Source organism: Streptomyces mutabilis, from assembly GCF_014649815.1.
GTDB lineage: Bacteria > Actinomycetota > Actinomycetes > Streptomycetales > Streptomycetaceae > Streptomyces > Streptomyces mutabilis.
In genome coordinates this window covers 745719-758526 of the sequence record NZ_BMTT01000001.1, presented here as the reverse complement: position 1 = coordinate 758526, position 12808 = coordinate 745719, and the positions used below count along the sequence as shown (strand labels likewise).

General features: G+C 72.4%; 11 protein-coding genes and 1 tRNA gene. 8 read left to right on the top strand and 4 right to left on the bottom strand.

The window, feature by feature from the left end; genetic code table 11:
• The first annotated feature begins 16 nt into the window (after positions 1-16).
• On the top strand, positions 17-511 hold the full coding sequence (locus IE142_RS03340; protein WP_043372639.1) for a DUF3830 family protein: 495 nt from the start codon (positions 17-19) through the stop codon (positions 509-511).
• Here the strand turns inward: IE142_RS03340 and IE142_RS03335 are convergent.
• Both IE142_RS03335 and IE142_RS03330 read right to left on the bottom strand, forming a co-directional pair.
• Positions 492-1895: an amidase gene (locus IE142_RS03335; protein WP_191884280.1), complete on the bottom strand. Its 1404-nt coding sequence runs from the start codon at positions 1893-1895 to the stop codon at positions 492-494. The genes IE142_RS03340 and IE142_RS03335 overlap by 20 nt on opposite strands.
• Before the next feature lie 23 nt (positions 1896-1918).
• Positions 1919-2890, bottom strand: coding sequence for a D-2-hydroxyacid dehydrogenase (locus tag IE142_RS03330; RefSeq protein WP_191884279.1), 972 nt, complete (start codon positions 2888-2890; stop codon positions 1919-1921).
• A gap of 186 nt (positions 2891-3076) precedes the next feature.
• On the opposite strand from IE142_RS03330, the gene IE142_RS03325 reads away from it, so the two are divergent.
• The 6 genes from IE142_RS03325 (at position 3077) to IE142_RS03300 (ending at position 7948) form a co-directional block, all read left to right on the top strand.
• On the top strand, positions 3077-3946 hold the full coding sequence (locus IE142_RS03325) for a maleate cis-trans isomerase family protein (RefSeq protein ID WP_191884278.1): 870 nt from the start codon (positions 3077-3079) through the stop codon (positions 3944-3946).
• Positions 3943-4674, top strand: a complete 732-nt coding sequence (locus tag IE142_RS03320) for a maleate cis-trans isomerase family protein (protein ID WP_043372649.1) — start codon at positions 3943-3945, stop codon at positions 4672-4674. The genes IE142_RS03325 and IE142_RS03320 overlap by 4 nt, the downstream gene beginning before the upstream one ends.
• 417 nt (positions 4675-5091) lie before the next feature.
• Positions 5092-6660: a pectate lyase family protein gene (locus IE142_RS03315; RefSeq protein WP_191884277.1), complete on the top strand. Its 1569-nt coding sequence runs from the start codon at positions 5092-5094 to the stop codon at positions 6658-6660.
• 149 nt (positions 6661-6809) lie between these two features.
• The gene (locus tag IE142_RS03310; RefSeq protein ID WP_191884276.1) at positions 6810-7160 is read left to right on the top strand and encodes a DUF8844 domain-containing protein; all 351 of its coding nucleotides are present in this window, start codon (positions 6810-6812) and stop codon (positions 7158-7160) included.
• 112 nt (positions 7161-7272) lie between these two features.
• Positions 7273-7884, top strand: a complete 612-nt coding sequence (locus tag IE142_RS03305; RefSeq protein WP_191884275.1) for a bifunctional DNA primase/polymerase — start codon at positions 7273-7275, stop codon at positions 7882-7884.
• Positions 7875-7948 (top strand) — tRNA-Lys (locus IE142_RS03300). The genes IE142_RS03305 and IE142_RS03300 overlap by 10 nt, the downstream gene beginning before the upstream one ends.
• 72 nt (positions 7949-8020) lie before the next feature.
• Here the strand turns inward: IE142_RS03300 and IE142_RS03295 are convergent.
• The gene (locus IE142_RS03295; RefSeq protein ID WP_191884274.1) at positions 8021-9376 is read right to left on the bottom strand and encodes a M6 family metalloprotease domain-containing protein; all 1356 of its coding nucleotides are present in this window, start codon (positions 9374-9376) and stop codon (positions 8021-8023) included.
• Positions 9377-9678: 302 nt separating this feature from the next.
• Between IE142_RS03295 and IE142_RS03290 the strand changes: the two genes are divergently transcribed.
• Positions 9679-11676 carry a putative bifunctional diguanylate cyclase/phosphodiesterase gene (locus IE142_RS03290; protein ID WP_191884273.1) on the top strand — a complete coding sequence of 666 codons (1998 nt, stop codon included), beginning with the start codon at positions 9679-9681 and terminating at the stop codon, positions 11674-11676.
• Here the strand turns inward: IE142_RS03290 and IE142_RS03285 are convergent.
• On the bottom strand, positions 11652-12770 hold the full coding sequence (locus tag IE142_RS03285; protein WP_191884272.1) for an LLM class flavin-dependent oxidoreductase: 1119 nt from the start codon (positions 12768-12770) through the stop codon (positions 11652-11654). The genes IE142_RS03290 and IE142_RS03285 overlap by 25 nt on opposite strands.
• Between the last annotated feature and the right edge of the window lie 38 nt (positions 12771-12808).

The window sequence follows — 12808 nt, the reverse complement described above, 5'->3', positions numbered from 1 at the left end:
GCACTGCCATGGAGGCATGGCTGATCGCTACATCGAAGTCTCGCTGGTCAAACGCGGAATCACGTGCAGGGCCCAGTTGCTGGACGACCGGGCCCCGATCACCTGCGCGGCGGTCTGGGACGCGCTCCCCCTCGGCGGCGACGTGTATCACGCCAAATACGCACGCAACGAGATCTACGCCCTTTTCCCGCCCTTCGCGGCATCCGAACCACCACTGGAGAACCCGACTGTGACGCCCATTCCGGGCGACCTGTGCTATTTCGCCTTCGCGGGTGCCGAGTTGGGCACCAAGGCGTACGGCTACGACCGCGAGGTCCGCGCGGGCACCACCCTCGTCGACCTCGCCCTGTTCTACGAGCGCAACAACCTGCTCCTCAACGGCGACGTCGGCTGGGTGCCCGGCACCGTCTGGGGCAGCGTCGTCGAGGGCCTCGACGAGATGGCCGAGGCCTGCAACGACCTGTGGCGGACCGGAGCCGCGGGGGAGACCCTCAGCTTCCGGCGGGCGTAGGCGAGGCGGGCACGCCCGCTTCGTACAGCGCGTGCGCGGCCCGCAGGACCAGGTCGTCCCGGTGGCGGGCCGCCACGAGCTGCAGGCCGATCGGCAGCCCGTCCCCGTCGGTGCCGACCGGGACGGTCGCCGCCGGCTGCTGGGTCAGGTTGAACGGATAGGTGAACGGCGTCCACCCCGTCCACCGCCGGTGCCCCGAGCCCTTCGGTACCTCGGCACCGGCCTCGAACGCCGTGATCGGCAGCGTCGGCGTCACCAGCAGGTCGTACGCCTCGTGGAAGCGGCCCATCCGCCGGCCCAGCTCCATCCGGACGTCCACCGCGGCCAGGTACTCCAGCGCCGAGTACCGCGCCCCCGCGCCGACGATGTCCCGCAGCCCGGGGTCGAGCAGTTCCCGCTGACCCGCCTTGAGGTGCTGCACCACGCGGGCCGCCCCGCTGAACCACAGGGTGTGGAAGGCGTCCACCGGGTCCGCGAAGTCCGGGTCCGCCTCCGACACGTACGCGCCCAGCTCCGCCAGCCGTTCCACGCCGCGCCGCACCGCCGACGCCACCGCCGGACGCACCGCCACCTGCCCGCCGAGCGAGGGCGAGTACGCCACCCGCAGCCCCCGCACCCCTTCGGCGAGAGCCTCCGTGTACGACCCGGGCGCCGGTCCCAGCGCCGACCAGTCCCGGGCGTCGGGCGTGCCGATGACGTCCAGCATCAGCGCCGCGTCCGCCGCGTCCCGGGTCATCGGGCCGACGTGCGCGAGGGTGCCGAACGCGCTCGCCGGGTACAGCGGCACCCGGCCGTACGTCGGTTTCAGGCCGAAGATCCCGCAGAAGGAGGCGGGGATGCGCACGCTGCCCCCGCCGTCCGTACCGAGCGCCAGCGCGCCCGCCCCGCGCGCGACGGCCGCCCCCGCGCCCCCACTGGAGCCGCCCGCCGTGCGGGAGGGGTCGTGCGGGTTGCGGGTGACGCCGGACAGGGGCGAGTCCGTGACGCCCTTCCAGCCGAACTCGGGCGTCGTCGTCTTGCCGACGAACACGGCGCCGTGCTCGCGCAGCCGGGCGACGGACGGCGCGTCCTCGTCCCACGGACCGTCCGGCGACACCGCCCGGGAGCCGCGCAGGGTCGGGTGACCCCGCGTCAGCAGGATGTCCTTCACGGTGACCGGCACCCCGTCCAGCCGCCCGCCCGGCTCCCCGCGCCGCCACCGCTCCTCGGCACCCCGGGCCCGGTCGAGCGCCTCCTCGCCGGTCAGCCGGACGAACGCGTTGAGCTCCGGCTGGATCCGCTCGGCCCGCTCCAGGGCCGCCCGGGTCACCTCGACGGGGCTGAAATCGCCCTCGCGATAGCCGGCGACGAGCTGTACTGCGGTCAGCTCCGTGAGGTCGGTCATGCACCCTCCCGTTTCCAGGGACGTCAGTGTCCGGGCACGTATCCACGCTTCTTGTCGACCACGTTCGCCAGCGGCTCGCCCGCCGCCCAGCTCTCGAACAACTCCACGAACTGCGCGCCCAGTTCGTCCCGCCAGCCGATGGTGTCCCCGCTCATGTGCGGGGAGACGATCAGGTCCGGGACGTCCCACAGCGGGCTGTCGGGCGCCAGGGGCTCGTGGACCAGGACGTCCAGCGCCGCCCCCGCGATCCAGCGCCTGGTCAGGGCCTCGGCGAGGTCGTCCGCGACGACCAGCTGACCGCGCCCCACGTTCACGAACCGCGCGGACGGCTGCATCATCCCGAACCGCCGGGCGTCGAACATGCCGCGCGTGTCGTCGGTCAGCGGCGCCGCCGCGACCACCCAGTCGGCGCGCGCCAGCAGCCGGTCCAGCTCGCCGGGCCCGTGGACACCGGGGCGGGCGGTGCGGCCGACCAGCGCGGTCGTGATGCCGAGCGCCTTCAGCGTCCGGGCGATGGCCCTCCCGATCGGCCCGGAACCGACCACGCAGGCGCGAGTACCGGCCACCCGGAGGGACTCGCGGTGCCGCCAGGTCCGCTCGCCCTGCAACCGCAGCGTCGTGGGCAGATCCTTGGCCATCGCCAGGACGAGCGCGGCGACGTACTCGGCGATCGGCTGGTCGAAGACACCGCGCGCGTTGGTCACCACCGTGTCCGACCCGGCCAGCTCCGGACACATCAGATGGTCCACGCCGGCACTCGCCGTGTGCACCCAGCGCGGACGCGGGCCGTCACCCGGCCACGCCTCGCGTACGGCGTGCGAGGTGAAGTCCCACACGAGCAGCACGTCGGCGTGCGGCAGCCGCTCGGCGAGGGTCGACTCGTCGGCGTGCTCGATCCGCGCCCGTCCGGTCAGCCGGCCCAGTCGGGGGAGGGGCTCGGCGTCCAGTACGAGCAGGGTCGGCGAGGACGGGGGCGTGGGCGTGGAGGTGGTCATCGGCAGGTTCGTCTCCGGGGGCGCGCGGGGGTGCTCGGAACGGGTTGACTGGGGACTTAACCGGCTGTTGACCTGGTGGTGACGCGGGCGGATTGACCACGCTCGCACCAGAACCTACCTTCGTCAACACGGCCGTGCGTACGGTGCGTTGTCCTCCCCTCTCACAGCGTGAGGTCGGTGCGTGCCATGGACATCTCCTTTCTGGGCGGACCAGCTCCGCAACGCGGGGTCGGCGTGGTCGCCCCGTTCGACTTCGCACTCGATCGCGAGCTGTGGCGATGGGTGCCCGACGAGGTCTCGCTGCACATGACGCGAACCCCTTTTGTGCCCGTCGAGGTCAGTCTGGACCTCGCGCGCATGGTCAGCGAACACGAGACCCTCGGCGAGGCGGTGCGCACCCTCAACGCCATCGCGCCCGAGGTCGTCGCCTACGCCTGCACCTCGGGCAGCTTCGTCGGCGGCGTCGCCGGCGAACGCGCGATGTGTGAGGCGATGACCTGGGCGGGCGCGGTCCCGTCCGTGACCACCTCCGGCGCGCTCCTGGACGCGCTGGCCGAGCTGGGCGTACGCCGGGTCGCGCTGGTGACGCCGTACACCGTGTCGGTGACGCGGGCGCTGGAGGCGTACATCGCCGAGGCCGGTGTCGCGGTCACCGGCTGCGCCTTCATGGGGCTGACCCGGCACATCTGGAAGGTCCCGTACCGGAACGTGGCGGACATGGCGCGCCAGGCGGTACCGGCTGAGGGCGCGGCCGACGCCCTCTTCATCTCCTGCACCAACCTCCCCACCTACGACGTCATCCCGCAGCTGGAGGCCGAGCTGCGGATCCCGGTGATCTCGGCCAACCAAGTGACGATGTGGGCGGCGCTGCGCCGACTGGGTACCCGTGCCGTGGGGCCGTACCAGGCGCTGACCGACCCGTCGGCGCGTACCGGCCCCCTGGTGCCGGGGCCGGCCGACCCCGCGGTGGCGGGTCCGGTCGGTCCGCCGGTGGCGGACATGCCGGGCGTCCCGGAGGCCCCGGACACGGAACAGCAGCAGGAAGGGTGGACATGACAGCACTGGGATTCCTGTACCCGGGCCACTCCGGCGAGGACGACTATCCACGCATCGAGCAGCTATTGGGCAGCGACATCCGGGTGGACCTGGTGCACACGGACATCGGCGAGGACGCGCACCGGGTGGACGCGCTGCTGGAGATGGGCTCACCGCGGCGGCTGGCGGCCGGCGTGGAGGAGCTGCGGCTGGCCGGCGCGGACGCGGTGGTGTGGGCCTGCACCAGCGGCAGCTTCGTGCACGGCTGGGAGGGCGCCCAGGAGCAGGTGCGCGCGCTGGCCCAGTCGGCGGGGCTGCCGGCCTCCTCGACCTCCTTCGCCTTCGTGCACGCGGCCAAGGAGATCGGGGCGCGGCGGGTCGCGGTCGGCGCGACCTACCCGGACGACGTGGCGCGGCTCTTCGCGGGCTTCCTCGGCGCCGCCGGCATCGAGGTGACCGACGTGGTCAGCTCCGGAATCATCACGGCGGCGGAGGTCGGCACCTGGACCGAGTCGGAGGTGCTGGCGCTGGCCCGCTCCGCCGACCGCCCGGACGCCGAGGCGGTCCTCCTGCCGGACACGGCCCTGCACACGGCGGCCCACATCCCGGCCCTGGAGAAGCGGCTGGGCAAACCGGTTCTCACCGCCAACCAGGTCACCGTCTGGGAGGGCCTGCGTCTGGCGGACCGCCGGGTCAACGCCCCGGAACTGGGCGCGCTCTTCACGCGGGAGCCGGTGGTCCAGGCCTGAGGCACGGCCGGGGAGGCCCCGGCCGACACGGAAGAACCCCGGTCCCGCTGAGCGGGGCCGGGGTTCTCGTCGAGCGCTGGGCAGGCCTTGCACCTGCATTTCCCCACGGGAAGTGGGGCGTCTTTCCTTGGACCACCAACGCATTGCCGTTCGCGGGGAGTTGGCCTCCCTGAGCAGCAAGATGATCGTACCGCAGCTTCGGTCCGGGCGCACATCGGCTGGGAGTGCGGGTGTGCGCGTCGGTCGGATGTTCATGTGGAAGAGCGACGTTCTTCATCGTGAACTTACCTGAACCCTTGTCAGGTCTGGGGGCGGCCCCTATTCTCGCCGCGAGAAAGCGCTTTCCCGCCTGGTCGGATTGACATGACCAGGACAAGTAGCTCGTTCCGGCATGTGAAGAGAATGGGGAGACCGAGGATGAGACGACCAGTCGCGCTGCGACTCCACGCCGCGCTGGCCACGATGGCCGTCGCGGCGGCGACCGGTGTGGTGCTGTCGATGCCCGAGGCGGCGGCAGCGGCCAGTGGCGCCACCGGCTACGCGACCCAGAACGGCGGCACGACCGGTGGCGCGGGCGGCCAGACGGTGCGGGCCACCACCGGGACCCAGATCCACCAGGCCCTGTGCGGCCGGGCCAGCAGCAGCACCCCGATCACCATCGAGGTCGAGGGCACCATCAACCACGGCAACACCACCAAGGTGTCCGGAGACAGCTGCAGCACCGCGGCCGACAAGATCGAGCTCAAGCAGATCAGCAACGTCACGATCGTCGGCGTCGGAAACGGCGCCGTCTTCGACCAGCTGGGCATCCACATCCGGGAGTCCAGCAACATCATCATCCAGAACGTGACGGTCCGTAACGTCAAGAAGTCCGGCTCGCCCACCTCCAACGGCGGCGACGCCATCGGCATGGAGAGCGGCGTCCGCAACGTCTGGGTCGACCACACCACCCTGGAGGCGTCGGGCGGCGAGTCGGAGGGTTACGACGGCCTCTTCGACATGAAGAACGACACCCAGTACGTGACCCTGTCCTACAGCACCCTGCGCAACTCCGGCCGCGGCGGCCTGATCGGCTCCAGCGAGAGCGACCGCTCCAACGGCTACGTCACCTTCCACCACAACCTGTACGAGAACATCGACTCCCGCGCTCCCCTCCTGCGCGGCGGGATCGCCCACATGTACAACAACCACTACAAGAGCCTGAACGAGTCCGGCATCAATTCCCGGGCCGGCGCCAAGGCCAAGGTGGACAACAACTACTTCGAGGACTCCAAGGACGTCCTCGGCACCTTCTACACCGACCAGGCCGGCTCCTGGCAGGTCAGCGGCAACATCTACGACAACGTGACCTGGTCCGAGCCGGGCGAGGACAACAACCCGGCGGGCCCCGACCCGCAGTCCAACACCACGGTCTCCATCCCGTACCCCTACACCCTCGACGACGCTTCCTGCGTGCCCGAGGTGGTGAGCGGTACGGCGGGCGCGGGCAAGGGCCTGCGGGTCTCGGACGGCAACTGCTCTCCGCAGACACCGACGCCGGGTCCGAGCGACCCGACGCCGAGCCCCACCGACCCGACGCCGGACCCGACCGACCCGCCGGACCCGACCGACCCTCCCAGCGGGACCAACCTCAGCATCGGGGCCGGCTCCGACGGCACCAGCAAGGCCGGCGGCACCAGCTACGGCAACGTCCGCGACGGTGACATGAGCACCTACTGGTCGCCGGCCGGCTCCACCGGCTCCGTCTCGGTCAAGTGGGGCTCCGCCACCACAGTCTCCAAAATCAACATCCGGGAGGCGGCCGGCTCCGAGGGCACCATCGGCGCCTACCGGGTCGTCGACCACGGCACCGGCGCCGTGCTGGCCTCCGGCAGCGGAGCGGGCGTCATCACCTTCCCCGCGGTCTCCCTGGAGAAGATCACCTTCCAGATCACCGGCGCGTCGGGCACCCCGAAGGTCGCCGAGTTCGAGACCTACGCCGGTTAGCGGCGGCGTTCCTCCTTCGCGTCCGGCCCGACGTGCGTCGGGCCGGACGCCCACTTGCGCGGGCGCGGGACAATGGGCGGTGGCCCACTCCACCGGGGTGCCCCCGCCCGAGCGGGGAGGGCCGTCGCACCGTACGAGGAGGAGAAGACATGGCGGAGCCCACGCCGCGTCGGAACGAACCGCGGCTACGCCCCGCGCCCCTGCTCTTCGAGCCGGCGGAGGCGTCCGCCGACCCGGAGCACTTCTTCGACCTCGAGTCGATCGACGACCCGCGGGCACTGCTCGACCGGGCCACCGAACTGACGCAGGCGTTCCGGGTGGCCGCGGACCGGGCGATGGAGTTCCAGGCGATCGCGGCGGCCCAGCTGGCCGACCCGCGCCGCTTCGACCGGCTGACGGCCGCGGACATCGCCGCGCGGGCCGAGTGGACCGAGGGCTACGCCAAGAAGATGGTGGAGTTCGGGCGGGGCCTGATGCGCGGCGACGATCACTCCGACTAACCCGAGCGCATATGCCGCGTGGGTGGGCAAGATACTCCTCGCCGCGTCCTGCTGTCCCGGTTTCCCGCAACCCAAAGGAGCCGGGTCCTCACGCGGGGTAGATGTATGCGTCATGAGCAGCAGCACGCGCAACGTCACCCCCACCGCCGCACCCCACGCATCGGACGTCACCTCCGACGGCGCCGCCTGGCTGGCATCGGCGGGCGCGTACCCGCGCAGCACGCTCGCGTTCCGGGAGGAACGGCCCGAGGCTCCGGTCGTCCTGCCCTGCGGCTCCGCCTTCGACGTGGTGAGCGCCCCCGCGATCTTCGGCCGCCGGATGCTGGACCGCCTGTGGGACGAGGGGCCCGGCTCCGGCCCCGTCGCCGAGTGCCGGGGGCGGATGCTCCTGTTCGCCGCGCCCGGCACGGCCCAGCGGCTTCCGTCGCTGCTGGAGTGGGAGGAGTGGGGTGCCCGGGGCCGGGAGGGCGGCCGTACGGGCGCGGTGCCGCCACTGCTGTGCCACGGCGCCGGCGACGCGGTGACGGTGCCGGCTCCCGCCGGCGAGCCCGCCCGCTCCGGCTGCCGCTGGCTGGTGGCACCGGACACGCGCCTGCCCTGGCTGCCGGGTCCGGAGATCTTGTTGTGGGCGGCGGTGAGGGCGGCCCGAGCCGCCGTCCGTATTCCGATTTTTCCCTCCGCCGACCAGGGTGCTAAGGTCTACGACGTCAGCAGGCGCCGCTAGCTCAGTTGGTTAGAGCAGCTGACTCTTAATCAGCGGGTCCGGGGTTCGAGTCCCTGGCGGCGCACAGACGACGAAAAGGCCCCTCACTCAGGTGAGGGGCCTTTTCGCATGCTCGGGGGAAGCCGGACGGAGCGGCTCACCCGGGTGTGACCTGCACCGTCCACGCCCCCGACGCCGTCCGCCCCTCCACCTCGACCCGTACGCCCTCGCCCGGCACCGTGAAGCTCTCGCCGAGGGCGACCGGGGCGTCGGCGAGGGGCGGGTGGACCGACTCCTCCCAGCACGCCTCGGTGTCCGGGTGGGCGTCGACGACCTGGATCGGCCCGTTTCCGGACCGGGCCCCGCCGTGCACCCGGTACACCAGCACCCCTGCCCGGCAGGCGGCGGCGTCGTTGCCGACCGGCCCCCGCGCCTCGAAGGCCAGCACGGTGTCCGTCCCGGTGCGCACCACCGCCAGCTTGGTGCCGCGCCCGAGGCCGAAGGCGGGCGCTCCCGCGGCGCCGGTCACCACCACCCCAGGCCCCGCCCCCAGCGGCTCCAGCGTCAGGCGGACCGGTTCGCCGCCCCGCACGCACGCCACCTGCCGGGGCTCCAGCCAGCCCAGCTTCCACTTGTGCCAGCCGAAGAGGTCCGGGGCCAGTCCGAACTGGCTGCCCATCAGGTCCCAGTCGCCGACGTGGGTGTCCCAGTCGCCCTCGTCGTCCTCGGGCCGGTGGTAGAGATCGGGCAGGTCGAAGACGTGTCCCGTCTCGTGGGCCAGGACCAGCCGGTCCGGCGGATGGTTCTCGAAGACGGTGACGACCCGCCGGATGTCCGTGCCGTCGGCCCGCAGCGGAGTGTTCAGGTTGACGACCTTCGTGGCGTCGGAGTCCACGCCGGGCGCGTCCGGGTCGGCAACGAAGTACACGATGTCGTAGCGGGAGAAGTCGACGTGCCGGTCGGCGGCGTCGAGGGCGTCGCGCAGGTAGGCGGCCCGGTGCTCGGGGCTCCAGTCACGCTGTATGTCGTACGCCGTCGACGGCCGCGGCATGGAGATCCAGCCGGGCAGCGGGTGCGGGCGCAGCGTGAACCTGCCGTAGGAGGCGCGCTGGAAGAAGCGGGTGGTGGCGGGGAAGTGGTCGGCGGCGAGCTCGGCCGGGGCGGTCAGCGGCTGGGAGTCGGGGAAGGACAGGAAGACCATCACCGCGTCCAGGGCCCGCACGGGCTTCGGGTACGCGGCGTTCCAGGTGCTCAGTCCCTCGGAGTGGTGCACCTCGGTGCGCCGGAGGGCGCAAGGCTGCGGGGAGAAGGGCTCGGCGGCCGAGGGGGCGGTGATCAGGGAAGTCGCGGCGAGTGCCGACATCGTGGTGCACACCGCCGCCGTACTGCGCAACCTGGGCCGGGCCGCTCCCGCCCCGCGGTCCGCGTCGAGCCCCTTGAGGGCCTCCCGGGGAAGTCGCCTCAGGGGGAGCTGGCGCGGCACATGGACCTCCGGGTGCGGTTGACGGGACACCGCACCCAGCTTGTGGGTGATTGTCGTACTACGCCCTGTTCGCGTGCGCCGGATGGGTGAGCCGTCCTGAATTTCGGCGCACATCACCGCTCGGGCACTCGGAAGTCATTTACGCAACGTCACAACTGGTCGGGGGCATGAAGAACTCGTCCAGGTGCGAGCAGAAACGATCTGGCGCAGGGGTCAGCCGGTCGGGAGCGTGAGGCGGCGGCTGGAAGGGCTCCGTGCCAGCCTCTATGATCGGCACACTTTCCTGCACGAACAGAGCACGCACAGAGATCGAGGCACTGCGGGAGCGAGCGGTGAACGGAACCTCCGAAGGGCCGGCGCCCGCGGCAGACTTCGACCGGTCCGCCGTCACGGACAGTGACGCCGAGCTGGCCCCACGTGCGCCGTGCGCGGGGGCACCGACCTACCGTTCGGCGTTCACGGCCGCCCCCCTCGCGATGGCCGTCGTCGACACCGAGGGCCTGGTCGTCAGCGCCAACGACACGCTGGGCACCCTGCTGGGCACCGGCCCGGAAGCGCTGGCCGGCCGCCCCGCCGCCGACCTCGTGGACCTCGCCTCCGACGCCGGCACCTGGCAGGCGTACCGCGAGGTGCTGGACGGCCTCCGGTCACGGCTGCGCTGCACCCGGCGCCTCAAGGGGGCCGACGGGCGCTCCCTGTGGGCGCAGGTGACGGTCGAGCCGCTCGCCGAGGCCGAGGGCGCCCCGGGGGTGCTGATGTCGGTCACCGACATCAGCGCCCGGCGCGAGCTCCAGGCCCGGCTGCGCCACCTCCAGATGCACGACCCGGTGACCCGGCTGCCCAACCGCGCCCTGTTCTTCGAGCGGCTGACGGCGGCGCTGGAGGCAGACTCGTACGAGCACGGTGGCACCGGCCGGATCGGCGTCTGCTACCTGGACCTGGACGGCTTCAAGGCCGTCAACGACACCCTCGGCCACCGGGTCGGCGACCGGCTGCTGGCCGCCGTGGCCGAACGCCTCACGCGCTGCGCCGAGGAGGCCGCGGACCCCCGTTCCGGCACCCCGCTGGTGGCCCGGCTCGGCGGCGACGAGTTCGCCCTCCTCGTCGAGGACTCCGCGGGCACCGACCAGCTCGCCGACCTGGCCGAATCCGTGCTGGCGGCCCTCCAGGCGCCCTTCGAGGTCTCCGACCGCCGCCTCTCGGTCACCGCCTCCGTCGGCGTCGTCGAGCGCCACACCGCCGGTACCACGCCGACCGCTCTGATGCAGGCGGCCGACACGACCCTGTACTGGGCCAAGGCCGACGGCAGGGCCCGCTGGACCCTGTTCGACCCCGAACGCAACGCCAACCGCATGACCCGCCAGGCGCTGGCCGCCACCCTCCGTCCCGCCATCGACCGGGGCGAGTTCGCCCTGGAGTACCAGCCGCTGGTGGGCATGGAGGACGGCCGGGTGCGGGGCGTCGAGGCCCTCATCCGATGGAATCATCCTCAGTTCGGCGTACTTGCGCCGAATCGGTTCATCGCACTGGCGGAGGAGGACGGTTCGATCGTTCCTCTTGGCCGCTGGATCCTGCGCACGGCCTGCCGGCAGGCGCGGCGCTGGCAGCTGGCCCACCCGGACGACCCGCCGATCTTCGTCAGCGTCAACGTGGCGGTCCGCCAGGTCTGGGACTCCGATCTGGTGGCGGACGTGGCGGCGACCCTGGAGGAGACGGGCCTGGCCCCGGAGCTGCTCCAGCTGGAGCTGACCGAGTCGGCGGTCATGGGCTCCGCCGGGCGCCCGCTTCAGGCCCTCAAGGCGCTCAGCGACATGGGCGTCCACATCGCCATCGACGACTTCGGCACCGGCTACTCGAACCTGGCCTACCTCAGCCGGCTGCCGGTCTCGGTGCTCAAGCTGGACGGCGCCTTCGTGCGGGGCTTCCAGTACGACGCGGGCCGGGACGCCGGGACCGCGGACGCGGGGGCCTCGGACGCCGGGCTCTCAGATGCCGGGGCCTCGGATTCCGGGCCCTCGGACACTGGGCTCGCGGATGCCGGGGCTTCGGACGCCGGGGTGGCCTCCGGGGCCGACGCGTCCGCGGCGAGCCCGGCCGACGAGGTCATCGTCGAGGCGATGGTCCAGCTCGCCCACCGCCTCGGCCTCACCGTCACCGCCGAGTGCGTGGAGACATCCGACCAGGCGACCCGTCTGCGCCGCATCGGCTGTGACACAGGTCAGGGCTGGTTGTACTCCCGGCCCGTTGCACCGGACCGCATCTCGGCCCTGCTGGGCTCCGCCGCCGGGTCCGGCGGGGCCGGGGTTCAGGCGGGCGCCGACAAGCCGTAGGCGTCGGCGATCAGCTCGTAGGAGCGCAGGCGCACGTCGCCGCCGTGGGCGTTGGCGGTGAGCATCAGCTCGTCGGCGCCGGTGCGCTTGTGGAGATCGTCGAGGCCCGCCCGTACCTCGTCCACGGTCCCGTGGATCACGTTGGAGTTCCAGGACTGGACGAAGTCCTGCTCCATCGGGCTGAAGTCGTACGCCTCCGCCTCCTCGGGCGTCGGCACGAGCCCGGGGCGCCCGGTGCGCAGCCGGACCATGTTCAGCGCGGCGGCCAGCACCTGCCGACGGGCCTCCTTCTCGTCGTCGGTGGCGAGCGCGGAGACGCCGATCAGGGCGTAGGGCGCGTCGAGGACGGCGGAGGGGCGGAAGGACTCCCGGTACAGGTCCAGCGCGGGGATCGTGTTCTGCGCGGAGAAGTGGTGCGCGAAGGCGAAGGGCAGCCCCAGGGTGCCGGCCAGCCGGGCGCTGAAGCCGGAGGAGCCGAGCAGCCACACCGGCGGCCGGTGGGCCGACTGCACACCACCGTGCGACGTGGCCTGCACGGGGCCGGGCACGGCGTGGATGCGCCGGTACGGATGCCCGTCGGGGAAGTCGTCGTCCAGGAACCGGATCAGCTCGGCGAGCTGCTGCGGGAAGTCGTCGGCGCCCTCGTTCAGGCGGTCGGTGCGTCGCAGGGCGGCGGCGGTGGCGCCGTCGGTGCCGGGGGCGCGGCCGAGGCCGAGGTCGACGCGGCCGGGGGCCATCGCCTCCAGGGTTCCGAACTGCTCCGCGATCACCAGCGGCGCGTGGTTCGGGAGCATGACGCCGCCCGAGCCGAGCCGGATGCGGTCGGTGTGGGCCGCCAGGTGGGCAAGGATCACCGCGGGGGAGGAGGAGGCGACGCCGGGCATCGAGTGGTGCTCGGCGACCCAGTACCGGTGGAAGCCGCGCCGCTCCGCGAGGCGTGCGATGTCCACGCTGGTGCGCAGGGCGTCCGTGGCGGTCCGGCCGGCGCCGACGGTCACCAGGTCCAGCACGGAGAGGGGGACGGGTGCGGTGCCGTGGGCGGTGCCCCGGATCTCCTCTGCGGTGCTTGTGCCTGCGGCGGCGTCTGGGGCCATGGTGGGGTGCCTCCCGGGTGTCACGTTCGATGTCGTTC

Excerpts from the sequence above, each read along its gene's own strand:
- IE142_RS03340 (WP_043372639.1), top strand. The coding sequence starts at position 17 with ATGGCTGATCGCTACATCGAAGTCTCGCTGGTCAAACGCGGAATCACG.
- IE142_RS03335 (WP_191884280.1), bottom strand. The coding sequence starts at position 1,895 with ATGACCGACCTCACGGAGCTGACCGCAGTACAGCTCGTCGCCGGCTAT.
- IE142_RS03330 (WP_191884279.1), bottom strand. The coding sequence starts at position 2,890 with ATGACCACCTCCACGCCCACGCCCCCGTCCTCGCCGACCCTGCTCGTA.
- IE142_RS03325 (WP_191884278.1), top strand. The coding sequence starts at position 3,077 with ATGGACATCTCCTTTCTGGGCGGACCAGCTCCGCAACGCGGGGTCGGC.
- IE142_RS03320 (WP_043372649.1), top strand. The coding sequence starts at position 3,943 with ATGACAGCACTGGGATTCCTGTACCCGGGCCACTCCGGCGAGGACGAC.
- IE142_RS03315 (WP_191884277.1), top strand. The coding sequence starts at position 5,092 with ATGAGACGACCAGTCGCGCTGCGACTCCACGCCGCGCTGGCCACGATG.
- IE142_RS03310 (WP_191884276.1), top strand. The coding sequence starts at position 6,810 with ATGGCGGAGCCCACGCCGCGTCGGAACGAACCGCGGCTACGCCCCGCG.
- IE142_RS03305 (WP_191884275.1), top strand. The coding sequence starts at position 7,273 with ATGAGCAGCAGCACGCGCAACGTCACCCCCACCGCCGCACCCCACGCA.
- IE142_RS03285 (WP_191884272.1), bottom strand. The coding sequence starts at position 12,770 with ATGGCCCCAGACGCCGCCGCAGGCACAAGCACCGCAGAGGAGATCCGG.